The 15464-nt window shown below is 60.6% G+C and carries 14 protein-coding genes and 2 pseudogenes; 9 read left to right on the forward strand and 7 right to left on the reverse strand.

From position 1 onward, the window contains the following. Window positions 1–15 precede the first annotated feature (15 nt). Window positions 16–468: a hypothetical protein gene (locus GKZ67_RS18115; RefSeq protein WP_173245163.1), complete on the forward strand. Its 453-nt coding sequence runs from the start codon at window positions 16–18 to the stop codon at window positions 466–468. A 140-nt stretch (window positions 469–608) separates the two neighbouring features. Then, window positions 609–923: a hypothetical protein gene (locus GKZ67_RS18120; protein ID WP_173245166.1), complete on the forward strand. Its 315-nt coding sequence runs from the start codon at window positions 609–611 to the stop codon at window positions 921–923. Between the two features lie 76 nt (window positions 924–999). On the opposite strand, the gene GKZ67_RS18125 is transcribed toward GKZ67_RS18120, so the two are convergent. Further along, a complete protein-coding gene (locus GKZ67_RS18125; protein WP_173245169.1) occupies window positions 1000–2238 on the reverse strand; it encodes a M16 family metallopeptidase in 1239 nt (412 codons plus the stop codon). 150 nt (window positions 2239–2388) lie between these two features. On the opposite strand from GKZ67_RS18125, the gene GKZ67_RS18130 reads away from it, so the two are divergent. Further along, the gene (locus GKZ67_RS18130) at window positions 2389–4041 is read left to right on the forward strand and encodes an FAD-binding dehydrogenase (RefSeq protein ID WP_173245172.1); all 1653 of its coding nucleotides are present in this window, start codon (window positions 2389–2391) and stop codon (window positions 4039–4041) included. A 4-nt stretch (window positions 4042–4045) separates the two neighbouring features. Here GKZ67_RS18130 and GKZ67_RS18135 read toward each other — a convergent pair whose 3' ends face one another. Together GKZ67_RS18135 and GKZ67_RS18140 are read right to left on the reverse strand one after the other, a co-directional pair. After that, window positions 4046–4777 (reverse strand): hypothetical protein, encoded by a 732-nt coding sequence (locus GKZ67_RS18135; protein ID WP_173245175.1) that lies wholly within the window; start codon window positions 4775–4777, stop codon window positions 4046–4048. 29 nt (window positions 4778–4806) lie between these two features. Continuing rightward, entirely contained in the window at window positions 4807–6825 is a 2019-nt protein-coding gene (locus GKZ67_RS18140) for a TonB-dependent receptor plug domain-containing protein (RefSeq protein WP_173245178.1), read from the reverse strand. 232 nt (window positions 6826–7057) lie between these two features. Here GKZ67_RS18140 and GKZ67_RS18145 point away from each other — a divergent pair, with 232 nt between their 5' ends. From GKZ67_RS18145 to ytxJ, 5 genes and pseudogenes are all read left to right on the forward strand, one after another. Then, window positions 7058–7270, forward strand: a complete 213-nt coding sequence (locus GKZ67_RS18145; protein ID WP_173245181.1) for a hypothetical protein — start codon at window positions 7058–7060, stop codon at window positions 7268–7270. A gap of 129 nt (window positions 7271–7399) precedes the next feature. Further along, window positions 7400–9407 (forward strand): annotated as a pseudogene (locus tag GKZ67_RS18150) (thiamine pyrophosphate-dependent enzyme). A 51-nt stretch (window positions 9408–9458) separates the two neighbouring features. Beyond that, window positions 9459–10166, forward strand: coding sequence for a hypothetical protein (locus tag GKZ67_RS18155; protein WP_173245184.1), 708 nt, complete (start codon window positions 9459–9461; stop codon window positions 10164–10166). A 38-nt stretch (window positions 10167–10204) separates the two neighbouring features. After that, on the forward strand, window positions 10205–10531 hold the full coding sequence (locus GKZ67_RS18160) for a hypothetical protein (protein ID WP_173245187.1): 327 nt from the start codon (window positions 10205–10207) through the stop codon (window positions 10529–10531). Window positions 10532–10592: 61 nt separating this feature from the next. Then, window positions 10593–10945 (forward strand): annotated as a pseudogene (gene ytxJ / locus GKZ67_RS18165) (bacillithiol system redox-active protein YtxJ). 85 nt (window positions 10946–11030) lie between these two features. Here the strand turns inward: ytxJ and GKZ67_RS18170 are convergent. Both GKZ67_RS18170 and GKZ67_RS18175 read right to left on the reverse strand, forming a co-directional pair. Continuing rightward, on the reverse strand, window positions 11031–11633 hold the full coding sequence (locus GKZ67_RS18170) for a DUF4142 domain-containing protein (RefSeq protein WP_173245190.1): 603 nt from the start codon (window positions 11631–11633) through the stop codon (window positions 11031–11033). Window positions 11634–11694: 61 nt separating this feature from the next. After that, the gene (locus GKZ67_RS18175) at window positions 11695–12351 is read right to left on the reverse strand and encodes a DUF4142 domain-containing protein (RefSeq protein ID WP_173245193.1); all 657 of its coding nucleotides are present in this window, start codon (window positions 12349–12351) and stop codon (window positions 11695–11697) included. Between the two features lie 219 nt (window positions 12352–12570). On the opposite strand from GKZ67_RS18175, the gene GKZ67_RS18180 reads away from it, so the two are divergent. Then, window positions 12571–13425: a hypothetical protein gene (locus tag GKZ67_RS18180; protein ID WP_173245196.1), complete on the forward strand. Its 855-nt coding sequence runs from the start codon at window positions 12571–12573 to the stop codon at window positions 13423–13425. 193 nt (window positions 13426–13618) lie between these two features. On the opposite strand, the gene GKZ67_RS18185 is transcribed toward GKZ67_RS18180, so the two are convergent. Both GKZ67_RS18185 and queA read right to left on the reverse strand, forming a co-directional pair. Continuing rightward, window positions 13619–14317, reverse strand: a complete 699-nt coding sequence (locus tag GKZ67_RS18185; protein WP_173245199.1) for a 2-C-methyl-D-erythritol 4-phosphate cytidylyltransferase — start codon at window positions 14315–14317, stop codon at window positions 13619–13621. Between the two features lie 68 nt (window positions 14318–14385). Then, complete coding sequence (queA, locus tag GKZ67_RS18190) at window positions 14386–15435, reverse strand: tRNA preQ1(34) S-adenosylmethionine ribosyltransferase-isomerase QueA (RefSeq protein ID WP_151089509.1); 1050 nt, start codon at window positions 15433–15435, stop codon at window positions 14386–14388. Window positions 15436–15464: the final 29 nt, after the last annotated feature.

Below are 15464 nucleotides of genomic sequence, written 5' to 3' on the forward strand. Positions count from 1 at the left end.
TTTTCCTCACTCTCAATGCTACGCCGTTTCCTCCTGCCGCTGCTGGGTTTTGCTTTTCTTGCTACCGAAGCTGCTTCGGCCCAAACGCAGCCCACCGCTTCGCCGGCTCCCAAGCCCACGGCCAGCCTGTATGCGCACCCGGCTGCCCGCTCCCGCGTGCTCACCGCCCGTGAGCAGCGCGCTGCCGAGGCGGCGGCCAAAGCTGCGGCGCTGGCTGCCCCGGCCCCAGTCTTGGCCGACCCCATTGCCACGGCCAGCGCCGACGCGAGCGGCTGGAGCAACGAGCCGCTGCCCCAGGCGACGTCGCAGGCACAGGATATCGGTAACGGCCAGCACCGCCCTACCATGAACCTTTCGGTGGCGCCCGGCATGCCCATCAACCAGGTTACCCATGGCGTGAGCACCGATTATGATGGGCACCCGATATACCGCGCACCGGCCAACACCACGCTGCCTACCGGGCGCTAGCCTCTGCTTTTCTCACTTCTTTTTCTGCCTGGCAGCGGCCACGAAAGGTAGCCTTTCGTGGCCGCTTTGCGTAAAAGCCACTTCAGCTTATTCCTGCGGGAAGGGTTGGATTTTTTTAACCCGCTACTTACGCACATCATATGCCCGCACACCACACTTTTTGCCTCCCGCTGCTGGGGCTGGCCCTGCTGGCCCTCCCGGCCGTAGCCCAAACCAAGCCCCACGCCAAAGCCACCCACAAGCCGGCTTCGCGAATGGTGCCCAATAACACGCCCGCTGCCCGCGCCGCCGACCCGCTGCGCGGTGCCAATAACAATGGCAAGGGCAATAATGAATACGCCGCTCCCGGCGAGCCCGTAAACGTAACCGACAACGGTAAGAAAACCCCTGGCTATGACGGCCCGGCACCCAAGCCGGCCGGACGTACCAATACTACCCTGGCCACCCCTAAATAAGGGGGTCAGGTATACCTGACCTAAGAGCGCCCGCCTGAGCTACGTGGTTACAGCACATCTCTGTGCTGGTTAGCCGCTACTCGGCAGCCTGGTAGTAAAGCGTACTGCAATTTTCGGGGCGCAGTACCAGCTCGGCGGCTTGGCGTACATCGGCCGGGGTTACGGCCTGCAACTGGGCGGGCTCCTCGTTTACGAGGTTAGCGTTGCCGAGCAGCTTGCCGATGGCCAGGGCCAGGGCACGGTTCAATAACTCAATCTCCCCAAAAACCAAGCCTGCTTCGGCTTGGTTTTTAACCTTTTGCAGCTCGTCGGTGGGTACTTCTTCGCGCAGTAGCTCGGCTACTACGGCTTCCACGGCGCGGTCGGCTTCTTCGAGCGCTACATCCGTGTTGAGCTTGCCGCTCACTACAAACAGGCCGGGGTCCAGGGCGCCGGTTACCGAAGCAGATATATTGTTGAAGAGCTGTAATTCTTTCACTAAGCGCTGGTGCAGGCGGCTCGACTTGCCCCGGCCGAGCACGTCGCTCAGCAAATCGACGGCGTGGTAGCGCGGGTCGAGGCGGGCGGGCATGTGCCAGGCTTTGTAGAGGGCGCTCAGGGGCACGGGCGCGCTGGTGGTAGCGCGGCGGGCTTCGGTCTGGGCCGGCTCCTGGGGCAGCCGGCGCTCGTAGCGCGGGCCGCCCGCAATGGGGCCAAACCACTTCTCAGCCAGGCGCTTCACCTCGGCAAAGGCCACAGCCCCGGCCACCACTAGAATGGCGTTTTGCGGGGCATAGTGGCGCCGAAAGAAGGCGCGCACATCGGCCATCTGAGCCTCTTCGATGTGGCTGATTTCCTTGCCAATGGTATTCCACTGATACGGGTGAGTGGTGTAAGCCAGCGGCTTGAGCTTCAGCCACACGTCGCCGTAGGGCTGGTTTAAATAGCTTTGCTTGAATTCTTCGACCACTACCTTACGCTGCACATCAAGCCCGTTTTCGGAGAAAGCCAGGTCGAGCATCCGGTCACTTTCCAGCCAGAAGCCGGTTTCGATATTGGCCGCGGGCAGCGAGAGGTAATAGTTGGTAATGTCCTGCGAGGTAAAGGCGTTGTTTTCGCCGCCCACCTTCTGCAAGGGCTCGTCATAGCTGGGCACGTTTACCGACCCGCTAAACATCAGATGCTCAAATAAATGGGCGAAACCCGTTTGGTCGGGGCTTTCATCGCGCGAGCCCACATCGTACAAAATATTGAGCACGGCCAGCGGCGTGGTAAAATCTTCGTGCACCAGGCAGCGGAGGCCATTGGGCAGAGTAAATTCCTGAAAATGAATCATAAAGCGCGTTTTCCGTTACTCGTTATTCGGTAGCTGGAAGCAAAGAACGTCATAACCGTCTAACGTTAAAGCTGGTCAGAATGTCTCATGCGGGCCGGCTGCCTCCGTTATTTGCTTCCGGCCAACGAAAAACAATAACAAAAACGCCCCATGCAAATACACGCCGACATCCTGATTATCGGGGCCGGGCTGGCAGGCCTGGTGGCCGCGGCCGAAGCCACCGCCGCCGGCAAAAAGGTGCTGGTGCTCGACCAGGAGCCGGCACAAAGCCTGGGCGGACAGGCATTCTGGTCGTTTGGGGGCTTATTCCTGGTTGATTCGCCCGAGCAGCGGCGGCTGGGCATTCGCGATAGCTACGAGCTGGCCTGGGCCGACTGGCTGGCCACGGCGGGCTTCGACCGGCCCGAGGACGCCTGGCCGCGCCGCTGGGCCGAGGCCTACGTGCAGTGGGCCGCTACTGAAAAGCGCAGCTGGCTGCGCACGCGCGGCATCAGCTTCTTTCCGGTAGTGGGCTGGGCCGAGCGGGGCGGCTACGGCGCCAGCGGGCCCGGCAACTCGGTGCCGCGCTTTCACGTGACGTGGGGCACCGGGCCGGGCGTGGTGGCGCCGTTTATAGCGCAGGCCCGCGCTGCCGAGGCCAGGGGCTTGCTCACATTCGGGTTTCGCCACCGCGTAAATGAGCTGGTGCTCACTAACGGAACTGTAACCGGCGTGCGCGGTGAAATATTAGAAAAATCAGATGTATTGCGCGGGGCCTCCAGTAGCCGTGTGGCTGTGGGTGAGTTTGAGCTAAGCGCCGGGGCCGTTATCGTAACGGCCGGTGGCCTGGGCGGCAACCCCGAGCTGGTGCGGCGCAACTGGCCCGCCCGGCTGGGTACGCCGCCCAAAAGCCTGATATCGGGCGTGCCCGCCCACGTTGATGGCCGCATGCTGGGCATTACTGAAAAGGCGGGCGGGCAGCTGATTAACTCCGACCGGATGTGGCACTATACCGAAGGGATTCAGAATTGGGACCCCATCTGGCCCCTGCACGGCATTCGCATCTTGCCGGGGCCATCGTCGTTGTGGTTCGATGCCCTGGGGCGGCGGCTGCCGGGGCCGCTCTACCCCGGCTTCGATACGCTGGGCACGCTGGCGCATTTGCGCACCACGGGCCACGACTACTCGTGGTTTATCCTCACCCAGAAGATTATCGAGAAGGAATTTGCCCTTTCCGGCTCCGAGCAAAACCCCGATTTAACGGGTAAAAGCATTTGGCAAACGCTGGGCCGGGTGCGGGGCGGCGGTACCCCGCCCTTGCGCGCCTTTCTGGAAAAAGGAGCCGATTTTGTGGTTAAAAATAACCTGCCCGACCTCGTGGCGGGCATGAATGCCCTTACACCCGAGCCATTGCTCGACCTGGCTACCATTCGGGCTGAAATCGAAAGCCGCGACCGCCAGCTCACCAACTCCTACGGCAAAGACCAGCAGTTGACGGCCGTGCGCGGGGCCCGCAAGTACCTCGGCGACCGCCTCATTCGCACGGCCAGGCCCCACCGGCTGCTCGACCCGGCCAACGGCCCGCTTATCGCCGTGCGCCTGCATATCATCACGCGCAAAACCCTCGGCGGCCTGCTCACCGACCTGCACGGCCGGGTGCTCGACGCGGCGGGCCAGCCCATTGCCGGCCTGTTTGCGGCGGGTGAGGTGGCCGGCTTTGGCGGGGGCGGCCTGCACGGCTACCGGGCGCTGGAGGGTACTTTTCTGGGTGGCTGTATTTTTTCGGGCCGGGCAGCGGGCCGGGCCGCCGCTGGAGTAGTATAGTGTTTTATATACTTGCCCGCACGCCCAGCAGCCAGGTGCGCGGAATGGGCACGGCCCCGTAGTCCTGGCCGGCGGCATAGGGTGCGCTACCGCCGCTACTCACGTTGGGGTCGTAGCCACGGTAGGCAGTAAGCACAAACAGATTTTGGGCGCCTACCCAGAGGCTGATTTCCTGGCTGGCCGTCTGGCGCAGGCGGTACGTGAGGGTGAGCGACGAGAGGCGTACGTTATTGCCGTTTTCGAGCAGGCGGTTTGATGCCTGAAGAGCCGGGTTGAATGGACTGGTAGACGCGGCGCCGGCAGCTGGAATAGTTGTATCCTGATGCGTGGGCGTCCAGCGGTCGCGCACCGTAGTCGCGTTATTGGTGTTGCCAGTGGGCGTATCCAGATAGGCTCGCTGGTAGTTAAGAACCTGGTAGCCAAACATCCCATCTAGTTGCGCATCGAGGCTCAGGCGGCCTAGCGAAAGCTGCTGACTCAGGCTGAGCAGCTGCGCCGGTATGCCACTGCCCAGTATAGCCTGGGAGTAATACGTATTTCGAGTGCCGCTATAAGGGTCAAGGTAAGTTTGCTGGGCAAAGCGTAGCGAGCCATCGGAGTTAAGCCCCTGCTGCTGGTAGCCGTAGAAAGTGCCAACGGGCTGGTTGTCGGCTACCGGCGTAGCCCTGACGGCGTACGCATCGCCTTGCAGTCGATTACGGTTGGCACTGGCAGCCAGGTGAGTTGTCCCTTGCACACATCCGGTTTGCCAGGTGGTAGTAAGCGTCAGCTCCAGACCTTGGTTGCGAATGTCGCCTTCATTAAACTGGGTATAAATGCCCCCGCCGAGCTGGGTAGCGGCTGTTGGGTAGCTATCAGTGCATTGGAGGTGCGGCGCTGATATACCACAAGCTGGCCGCTAAAATGGCTGGTAGGGCGCCCCAGCCGCAGGCCGGCTTCGACCTGGTCGGTGTAAAGAGGCGATTGCACATGACCGGTGGTAATCAGGCTACCCGGTGAGGATGTAGTAATGCGTTGTGGCCCAAAAGTGCCAAACCCGAACCCGAAGGTGCTCGTGCGGGCCGCTCCCAGCCACAGCGTGGGTGCCAGCTGCCGGCTTGAAAGCTGGGGGTGCCAGCTTACCTGTGCATTGGGGTAAAACACGGTTTCCGTGGCATCTTTGAAATGCGCATAGCTTAGGCCAGCCTCTACCTCCAGGAGGCTGTCTAAGGCGTAGCGAAGGTGAGCCCAGGGCCGGTAGAGCTGACTTTTGGCCGATTGACTGGCCGTGACGTAGCCATAAGCGTAGGAAGGGGTCGTAGCCCGGTTCAGTAAGCCCTGGTAGCTAACTTCATAGCCAGTGGTCATATTCTGCCCCTGGTACTGATAATTTAATTCTGCCCCTAACTGCTGCCGTTGGCCAATCTGCCGCTGGTAGCGCAGGGCGAGCGAGCTGGCCCATTGGCTGGACTGATACGTTTGGTTGGCATACAGCAAGCTGCTTTCGGGGGCTACCAGGGCGCCATTTACGAGTGGCGCATACGCATCCGCATCGAGCAGGGTACGCTGAAAGTTGGCCGTGGCCTGCATCGTCAGGTGAGCGCCTAGCTGATAATCGGCCGCTACCTGCGCGAGTAGGCGGCGGGTGCGCGGAGTACGGTACGTATAAGCTAGCACCGCTACCGGATTGGCAAAAATTAGCCCTGCCGAACTTCCTGTATAGCCGCTGTAGCCTCCCTGGCTGGTGCGCACAGCGAGGGTGGGCCGGGCCAGTAGTGCCTCGCGGGTGGCGCTCCCGCTGCCCGTTGCAAACGGCTGGTGTTGGTCGGTCTGACCCGCTGTTAGCCAGCCGTGCAAGGCCAGCCGGCTGGTAGCCTGGTGGCCTACTGCCAGCCGCAAGCCATATCTGGTGAGGTCGGCGGTCCGCAGCACGCCGCTTTGCTGGCGATAATCGGCACCAAGCAGAAACGTGCTTTTAGCGGAGCTACCTTCCAGGCTTACCTGATGCTGCTGCAAGCCTGACGTTTGGTAGGTTTCCGCCTGCCAGTCGGTACCCGTGCCAAGGTCAGTGGAGGGGTAGGGCAGGGTGGCGCCCGGCCCGGCCGAGCGACGAGCGGCTTCATTGGCAACCGCCGCGAATTCGCTGGCATCTAACAAGCTATAGCGTTGCCGGACCTGCTGAATGCCGGCGTAGGCCGAGTAGCTTACGCGCAGTGGCCGCCCTGTGCGGCCCCGTCGAGTGCGAATGCTTACCACGCCGTTGGCTCCCAGCGGCCCAAAGCGCGCCACGGCGGCCGGCCCAGCCAGAACGTCCACGCGTTCTATGCTCTCCGGCGGCAAAAGCAGCAAGGGGTTACCACCTACCTCGCTATGCAGCTCAGCTACTGAAAGGTAATCGCCTCGCATACTAGGAGTTTGTGCAGTAGATGGCCCCAGTAGTTGGTCGGGTGTCAGCTCATCATTAAGCGCCGGCAGCCCATCAATGATATACAGCGGCTGGGCCTGGCCCAGGGTTACACTGGCCCCTCTGATGCGTACTACGTTGCCGCTACCGGGCGTGCCGTCATAAGGCGTCACCTGCACGCCTGCCACCGTGCGCAGCTGGTCCTGAATCGTGAGAAAGGGCCGCACCGGCTGCTCCTGCCCCTGCAAGCGAAACGTGCCAAGACGGGCCAGCGAATCGGGCAGCTCGCCCAGCACCGGCGGGCGCAGCGTATCGGCCGGCACAACCAGCGGCGCAGAGCTGGTCTGCGCTGCTGCGGGTAGCACTGCCAACAGCCCAAGTACAGCGTAGTAATTCTTCATAAGAATAAATAAGTAGCTCAAATGGCAAAGCTAAGCAGCCCGCTTACTTACTCCCGGGTTTTCTTCGTCGTGCTAAAAAGGCGGCGAGTAATGTTTGGCTCAAATTGGCCCGAGCACATTGAGCCGCCCGCATTGGCCCCGAATCTTCATTAGCTGAACACTTTTATATAATGTAACCATTTGATTTTCCGATTCGTAGACTGCTTGTATTTCCCACCTAACCCTTACGACCATGTCGAAGAAAGCAGCAGAAAGCCACAAGCATGCCGCCCAGCACCACACGGAGGCCGCCAAACACCACACGGAGGCTGCCAAGAGCCATGAGGCCGGCAACCACGAAAAAGCAGCGCACCACGCGCATACAGCCGCTGCGCACACCGAGCACGCCACCGAGCATGCTGGCCACGCGCGCAAGAGCCACGCCGAAGAGCACGGCAAAAAATAGTTGCCAGCACCTCGGTGCATAGCCTGGGCCGGCCCGCTTTTCTACTTAGAAAGGTGGGCCGGCTTTTTGCAAGATGTGGGCAAGGCTGGCCGCTACCTTTGCCGCTCCCAACCTGCCTCCCGCTGCCCTATGACCTTAGCTAACGCTGTCCTGCGGTATGACCGCAAAGACTACCCCAATGATGTGCTGCTGCGCCTCTACCGCGAGCTGCTGAAGCCGCGCCTGATTGAGGAAAAGATGCTCATTCTGCTGCGCCAGGGCAAGATAACCAAGTGGTTTTCGGGCATCGGGCAGGAAGCCATCTCGGTGGGCAGCACGCTGGCAATGCATAGCGACGAGTATATATTGCCCCTGCACCGCAACCTTGGCGTGTTTACCGGGCGCGGCGTGCCGCTGGGGCGGCTCTTTGCCCAGTGGCAGGGCAAAGCCACGGGCTACACCAAGGGCCGCGACCGCTCGTTTCACTTTGGTACCAACGAGCACCACATTGTGGGCATGATTTCGCACCTGGGGCCCCAGCTGGCCGTGGCCGACGGCATTGCGCTGGCCGATTTGCTCGATAAAAAGCCGCGCGTGACGCTCACCTACTCGGGCGATGGCGGGGCCAGCGAGGGCGACTTTCACGAGGCCCTCAACGTGGCGGCGGTATGGCAGCTGCCGGTTATTTTTTTGATTGAAAACAACGGCTACGGGCTCAGTACGCCCAGCAATGAGCAGTTCCGGTTTAAGTCGTTTGTTGACAAAGGCCCGCCTACGGCATGGAAGCCGTGCAGGTAGATGGCAACAACGTGCTCGAAGTATATGATAAAATATATACATTGGCGGCCGACCTGCGCCAAAATCCGCGCCCGGTGCTGGTGGAAGCCCTCACGTTTCGGATGCGCGGCCACGAGGAAGCCAGCGGTACCAAATATGTACCCGCCGAGCTGATGCAGGAATGGGCCGCCAAAGACCCCGTTGAGAACTACGAGAAGTGGCTGCTGGCCGAAGGTATTCTCAGCGAAACGGCCCGCGTGCAAGTCCGCGAAACCATTAAGCAAGAGATAGAAAAAGGCTGGCAGGAAACCGAGGCCGCCCCCGCCCCGGTAGCCGATGATGCCCGCGAGCTGGCCGATATGTATGCGCCGGTGGAAAGTGCTGAGCAGGAAGCTGTCGCCAGCTCCGAACAGCCAGCACCGAAGGAAATCCGCTTTATCGATGCCATTCAGCAGGGCCTGCGCCAAAGTATGCAGCGCTACCCCGAGCTGGTGCTCATGGGCCAGGATATTGCCGAGTACGGCGGGGTATTTAAGATTACCGAAGGCTTCGTGGCCGAGTTTGGCAAGGGCCGGGTACGCAATACGCCGCTTTGCGAGTCGGCCATCGTGGGGCGGGGCTGGGCTTGAGTATCCGGGGCAAGAAGGCGATGGTCGAGATGCAGTTTGCTGACTTTGTTACCTGTGGCTTTAACCAGATTGTCAACAACTTAGCCAAAAGCTACTACCGCTGGGGCCAGCACGCCGATGTGGTGGTGCGCATGCCCACCGGTGCCGGCACGGCCGCCGGCCCGTTTCACTCGCAAAGCAACGAGGCCTGGTTTACCCACGTGCCGGGGCTGAAGGTGGTGTACCCGAGCAATCCGCACGATGCCAAAGGGCTGCTTTGCGCCGCCTTTGCAGACCCCAACCCCGTCATGTACTTCGAGCACAAGCTGTTGTATCGCTCGCTGAGCGGGCCAGTGCCGGAGGCGTACTATACCACGCCCATTGGGCAGGCTGCGCTGGCCCAGGAGGGCGACGAGCTTAGTATTATCACCTACGGCCTGGGTGTGCACTGGGCGTTGGCGGCCTGCAAAGAGCTGGGTATCAAGGCCGATATCCTCGACCTGCGTACCCTGTTGCCCTGGGATACCGAGGCCGTGGGCCACACCGTGCGCAAAACCGGCCGTGTGCTCATTTTGCACGAAGACACGCTCACGGGCGGCCTGGGCGGCGAGCTGGCGGCCTGGATTGCCGAGCACTGCTTCAGCAGCCTCGACGCGCCGGTGCGGCGCGTGGCCTCGCTCGATACGGCCGTGCCATTTGCCCCGCCGCTGGAGGCCGGGTTTTTGCCCCAGCAGCGCCTGCGCGAGCAGCTTAAGGCGCTGCGCGACTACTAGCCCGGCCGGCAGCCTTGTATCTTGCGTATAGTCCGGCTCAATATTCTTGCTGTGAAGTTTTTAAAGAAGCTGCCTGTTCGCGTCGCCTTTCTGCTGCCCTTTGTGCTGGGGCTGCTGAGCAGCTGCGCGGTGTACGACCATATTTTTCATCCGCACCGGCTGCCCACGCCCAAGATGAACCCCGAGCTCAAAGCGAAGGTGAAGGCCGCGGAGAAAGCCCGCCACAAAGGCACTTCACTCAAGCCCGCCGAAACGACTACCGACGATGCGGCCGGCGCGGGTGGTAGTGCCGGCAGCGCCGAGCCCGGTGAGCCGGCAGCGCCCGCCGGTGCCGCACCCACAGAGGAGAAGAAGAAAACGATGTCGTACAGCGAGCTGCCCACCGGCACCAAAGTAAAGTACGATAAACACCTGCTCATTAAAAAGAGCTGGCTGGAGCGCATTCTGCAAAACAGACGCAAGCTGCACCACTACGATACCCGCCCGCTAACGCCCCGCGAAGCCAGCCGCGAAAACCGCCGTATTCGTAAGCACGGCCATACTAAGGGCGATAAGGGGGGCGATACCTCGCCCGGCAAGCAGAAAGGCTCCGTTGACCCGGCCCTCGACCCAGGCCCCGACCCCGGGCCGCCCGCTGCGGCTCCAACCCAGCCCAGCGTTGCCCCTGCCCCGGCGCCCGCTCCCAAGCCTGCCAAAACCAAGGCCAAAAAAGTGCCCGTGCCCAAGCCCGACCCTACGCAGCCGGCTCCGGGCCAGTAATTTCGTCCGCTTCTTTTCCCACCCTTTTAGTTGTGCTTATGCTTCGTTATCTCCCGCTGGGCCTGCTCTGGCTGGCTACGGCCGCCTCGGCGCAGATAGAGCCCGTGAGCCCAGCCCGCCAGCGGGCGGCCGAGCGCCAGGCCCGGCGGGCCGCTCACACGGTTGAAGCACCTTACAAAGACAGTCACCTCGATGCGCCGCACCGGCCGCTGCGCCGGGGCGAAAGCGCCCCCTTACCCGCGTGGCCAACGAGCCGCGGTTTGGCCGCGATGGTGCGCCGCACGTTACCGAGCCAAAGTTCCCCGGCCTGCGCCGCCGCTCCAAAAGCGAACCCAAGCCCTAGCTCCGGGGTTAAAAGGAGCTGACCGGCGCCTGCTTGCTAGCTTAATATATAAAATACAATATATTAAAACCACTTTTCCCGTTATGTCTACTCCCTGGCTTCCACTTACCCAATCTGAGCAACTGCGCGACATTGTGCAGGAATCGCATGAGCATCCGGTGCTCATCTTTAAGCACAGCACCACCTGCTCTATCAGCGCGGCGGCCAAGGCCAAGGTTGAGCGCCAGTGGCCCGACGCCTCGCTGCCTGCCGACACACCGCTTTACTACCTCGACCTGCTGCGCTTCCGGCCCTCTCGGGCCAGATTGCCGACGAGTTTGGCGTGCAGCACCAGTCGCCGCAGCTGCTGCTTATTCAGGATGGCGAGTGCCGCTACCACGCCTCGCATATGGGCATCCGGCTCAACGAAGCCGGGGCCGCAGTGGCGGCCAAATAGAAAGCCTGCCCAACACAAAAAGCCGCTCCGGATTTCCCGGAGCGGCTTTTTGTGTTGATGCAGATAATTTATTAGGTAGCGAAGCTTACTTCTTGGCATCCATTTCAGCCTGAAGCTTCTCAAATATGGCCAGGTGCATCTGCAGCATGGGAATAGTCTTGGCCGCATAAGCCCGAACCTCGGGGTCGCCGGCTTTGGTCGAGCCATCCGTAAACTCCTTGATGTCGTCCTTGTGGTCCTTCACCATCTGCTTCACGTACTCCTTGTCCAGCGAAACATCCTTGTTGGCCAGCACATCGTTGTACACTTTCTGCTGCTCGTCGCCCAGCACGGTGGGCAGGGTAATGTTCTTCTTGGCCGCGAGCGCCTTCAACTCGGCATTGCCTTTGGTATGGTCCTTCACCATCTGCTCGGCAGCGTGCCTGGCGCCGGCCGTACGGGCTCGCTTGGCTACCTCAGTACCCATCTGCACTTCGAGCAGACCCCCGCTGGCAGCTTTGGTCATAAACTCCGAGTCATCTTTTTTATCATCTTTTACAGCGGCGCCCTGCCCAGTGGGCTGAGCGGTGCTGTCGGCTTTTGCTTCGTTGACCTTCTGCGCCTCCTTCACCGAGTCGTTTGAGGAATTGCAGCTGGCAGTTGCCAGCAAAAGCGTAGCGGCTACCAGATTAAGCTGAAAAAATTTCATAAAAGCAGTATTCGCTGATAAACAGGGTATTATTTCAGGCAAGCTGACCAGGCGGTCGGGCTTACATCTTCATATGACTGTCCTGGGTAGCCATTTGCAGGTGGCTTTCTACCACGGGCAGCGTCTTCGTGATAAAGCCCTGCAAGTCAGCATCCTTTGTCATTTTCTGGTGGGCGGCCATTGTATTGGCGGTTTTCTGGTGGTCGGTCACCATCTGGCTCAGGTACTTCTGCTCAAAAGCCTTGCCCGAGAGCTTCTCCATAGCTGGTGCCATGGCTTTATGCTCAGCATCCATATCAGTAGGCAGCTTCACGCCTTTTTTAGCCGCAATCTGCTTGAGTTCGGCCGTGCTCTTGGTGTGGTCGGCTATCATCCTATTGGCCATTTCTTTGGCAGCGCCCGTCACGCCTTTGGCCAGCGCCATTTTGCTCTGCTGAATCTCGTTCTGGTCAGAGTGGGCGGCCGACATCATGAACTCGGCGTCGGTGGCATGCGGAGCGGTAGGGCCGTTGGGGTCAGCTTTGGCGGTGGTAGCCGTAGCACCCGCCGACGATGACATCGCCATTTTAGAGGTATCGGCACTCGTTGACTTGGCAGTGGAAGCCGAATCGGTGCTGGCCGCAGTAGTTGTGGTAGTGGTGCTGCTGTCGGTGTTTGAGCCGCACGATGACAGGGCGAGCAGGCAGGCCCCCAGCAGGGGTAAAGTGGAGCGGAGCATGGTAAGTGGAAAAGAGTGAATGAGAAAGATGGTTGAATACGAGCAGATTAGCTGAAAGTTGCGCTCCCGCATAAGCTTCTGACTACAAGGCGGCTCGGCAAACTGCTGTTCAGGCATTATTTTTTGAGGCGGTTATTAAACTCTGGGCGGCTTTGCCGCTCTTAGCTGATACAACCGCTTTTTATAGCCCTAGCTACTTCACCCTTACATTACTTACCCATGCGTTACCGCCTTACAAGCCTTCGCTCCTTAGCCTATGCCGCCCTGGCAAGCGGCCTGTTGCTTACCGCCAGCTGCCACCGCGCCGATGTAGTAGCCGACGACGTAACGTCGGCCCAAGACCAGGGCCAGGGCGACGAGGAAAATGCTACCACGACCGACCTTGTCGAGGCCGCCGCTCCTCAGGATGCTGCCGACTCGGCCAGCCCCACCGTTTCTGACCCTGCTGAGCTTAAAACGCTGGTTTCGGGCTGCCTCACCCGCACCTACGACGCCAGCACCCGCACACTCACGCTCGACTTTGGCCCTACCAACTGCCTGTGCGCCGATGGTCGCTACCGTCGGGGTAAGATTACGGCCGTGTTTAGTGGCCCTTACCGTCAGGCTGGCGCGGTGGTTACCATCAACCGCACCAACTACTTTGTCAACGACAACCAGCACCTGGGTACCCGCGTCATCACCAACCTGGGCAATGGCTCGTTTAACCTGAGCGTGCAGAACGCCAGCATCATCTTCGCCAATAATGGCGGCACTACCTCCTGGTCGTCGGAGCGCACCTATACCCGCACGGCGGGCTTTGGCACGCGCAGCATCCTCGACGATGTCTATAGCATTACGGGCGAGCTCACGGGCACCAACCGCCGCAATGTTACCTACGCGGCCACCATCCAGAGCCCGCTTATCAAGAAGTTCAGCCCCGGCTGCGCACGGCACTTCGTAGCCGGCATCGTTGAGATTACCAACGACAAGGAAAAAGCTATGCTGCTCAACTATGACCCCACCAACACGGCTGCCTGCGACAACATCGCCTCCGTAACCGTGAACGGCCATACCTATACCGTCTACCTGAAGTAATGTCTGAACCGCGGATTCGTCGGATTATACGGATTTTGGTGACGATTAATTATGACGATTACTTGGAAGTGAATCAACAAAAAAGGCTGCTCAACTGAGCAGCCTTTTTTGTTATCAGGGACTGGTATAGCTGGGTACGATTGGGAAAGTAGGCGGCATCACCAAAATCCGGGTAATCCGACGAATCCGCGGTTCAGACAGCCGCGGCCAGGAGCGCCTCAGCCAGCAGCAGGTCTTCGGGAGTCGTGATTTTTAAATTGCGGTAGTCGCCTTCTACCAGCTGTACCGGGTGCAGGTCGTCCACTACGCTGGCATCATCGGTGAAGGTCGGCAGCTCGGGCAGGCGATAGGCGCGGCGCAGCAGCGCCAGGTCAAACGTCTGCGGCGTCTGCATCAGGCGCAGGCGGCGGCGGTCGAGCGGCGACGAGCCGGCCGCCCCCAGCAGCCGCACCGAGTCTTTGGGGGGCACGGCGGCCGCGGCCGCGCCGTGCGTAGCGGCCGCCTGGTAAGCTGCCTCAATCACGGGCGTCGATACAAGCGGGCGCACGCCGTCGTGCACGGCCACCAGCGCGCCGGCGGCATCAGCGGGCAGCGCAGCCAGGCCGGCTTTCACCGATGCCCAGCGCGTAGCGCCGCCCGCCACCAACGTGTGCGGCAGAGTAATATCGTATTTTTCGCATATTGACTGCCAGTAGGCAAGCTGGTCAAATGGCAACACCACCACCACCTGCGCCACGCCCAGCGCCGACTCGGCAAAGCGGCGCAGCGTGTGCAGCAGCACCGGCTCGCCGCGCAGCAGCAAAAACTGCTTGGGCCGGTCGGCCCCCATGCGCTGCCCCGTGCCACCGGCCACCAGAATGGCGTAGCGTACTGGGTTAGAAGGGTTTGTCATGGGAAGCGTACCGAAGTGGAGCGCGGCAAGCAACAGCTGCCGGGGCGGCTACTTATCACACAGCAGCTCTACAGAATCAGCATCGCGTCGCCGAAGGCGAAGAAGCGGTACTTTTCTTTGATAGCCTCCTGGTAGGCCTCCATCAGCAGCTTGTAGCCGGCGAAGGCCGAAGCCATCATCACCAGCGTGCTTTCGGGCAGGTGAAAGTTGGTGAGCAGCGAGTTCGCGATTTTGAAGTCGTAGGGCGGATAAATAAACTTGTCGTTCCAGCCCTGCGTCACTTTAATGCGGCTGTTGGCCGACACCGAGGCATCGAGCGCCCGCATGGTCGTCGTACCAATGGCGCACACCTGCTTTTTTGCATCCATGGCCTTATTAACCACCTTCACGGCCTCGGCGCTCACGAAAAACTGCTCCGAGTCCATCTTATGCTTGGTGAGGTCTTCCACGTCCACGTTGCGATAGGTGCCCAGGCCTACGTGCAGCGTAATGTAGGCCTTCTCTACGCCCTTGATTTCCATGCGCTTCATCACTTCGCGTGAGAAGTGCAGGCCGGCGCTGGGAGCCGCCACGGCGCCAATGTTCTCGGCGTATATCGTCTGGTAGCGCTCTTTATCGGCGGGCTCGGTTTCGCGTTTCAGCACGTCTTTGGGCACGGGCGTTTCGCCCAGCTCGTAGAGCGCCTTGCGAAACTCCTCGTCCGTGCCGTCAAACAAAAACTTGATGGTACGGCCGCGCGAAGTCGTGTTGTCGATTACCTCCGCTACAATGTCGGAGTCGCCGAAATACAGCTTATTGCCCACCCGAATTTTGCGGGCGGGGTCCACCAGTACGTCCCACAGCCGGCCTTCCTTGTTCAGCTCACGCAGCAGGAAAACCTCAATCTGCGCGCCGGTACGCTCCTTTTGACCGTACATGCGGGCCGGAAATACCTTCGTATCGTTGAACACGAAGACGTCGCCCTCCACAAAATAATCCAGAATATCTTTGAACATCTTGTGTTCAATCTGGCCGGTGGCGCGGTTTACCACCATCAGGCGCGATTCGTCGCGGTGGCGGGCAGGGTGACTGGCAATCAGCTCTTCGGGGAGTTCAAACTTGAACTCATGCAGTTTCATCGCCATGATGGGCAGTACTAGGGGGAAGT

This window comes from Hymenobacter sp. BRD67 (genome assembly GCF_013256425.1).
Lineage (GTDB): Bacteria > Bacteroidota > Bacteroidia > Cytophagales > Hymenobacteraceae > Hymenobacter.

Coding starts and splice junctions, on each gene's coding strand:
- GKZ67_RS18115 (WP_173245163.1), top strand. CDS start 16: ATGCTACGCCGTTTCCTCCTGCCGCTGCTGGGTTTTGCTTTTCTTGCT.
- GKZ67_RS18120 (WP_173245166.1), top strand. CDS start 609: ATGCCCGCACACCACACTTTTTGCCTCCCGCTGCTGGGGCTGGCCCTG.
- GKZ67_RS18125 (WP_173245169.1), bottom strand. CDS start 2,238: ATGATTCATTTTCAGGAATTTACTCTGCCCAATGGCCTCCGCTGCCTG.
- GKZ67_RS18130 (WP_173245172.1), top strand. CDS start 2,389: ATGCAAATACACGCCGACATCCTGATTATCGGGGCCGGGCTGGCAGGC.
- GKZ67_RS18140 (WP_173245178.1), bottom strand. CDS start 6,825: ATGAAGAATTACTACGCTGTACTTGGGCTGTTGGCAGTGCTACCCGCA.
- GKZ67_RS18145 (WP_173245181.1), top strand. CDS start 7,058: ATGTCGAAGAAAGCAGCAGAAAGCCACAAGCATGCCGCCCAGCACCAC.
- GKZ67_RS18160 (WP_173245187.1), top strand. CDS start 10,205: ATGCTTCGTTATCTCCCGCTGGGCCTGCTCTGGCTGGCTACGGCCGCC.
- GKZ67_RS18170 (WP_173245190.1), bottom strand. CDS start 11,633: ATGAAATTTTTTCAGCTTAATCTGGTAGCCGCTACGCTTTTGCTGGCA.
- GKZ67_RS18175 (WP_173245193.1), bottom strand. CDS start 12,351: ATGCTCCGCTCCACTTTACCCCTGCTGGGGGCCTGCCTGCTCGCCCTG.
- GKZ67_RS18180 (WP_173245196.1), top strand. CDS start 12,571: ATGCGTTACCGCCTTACAAGCCTTCGCTCCTTAGCCTATGCCGCCCTG.
- GKZ67_RS18185 (WP_173245199.1), bottom strand. CDS start 14,317: ATGACAAACCCTTCTAACCCAGTACGCTACGCCATTCTGGTGGCCGGT.
- queA (WP_151089509.1), bottom strand. CDS start 15,435: ATGAAACTGCATGAGTTCAAGTTTGAACTCCCCGAAGAGCTGATTGCC.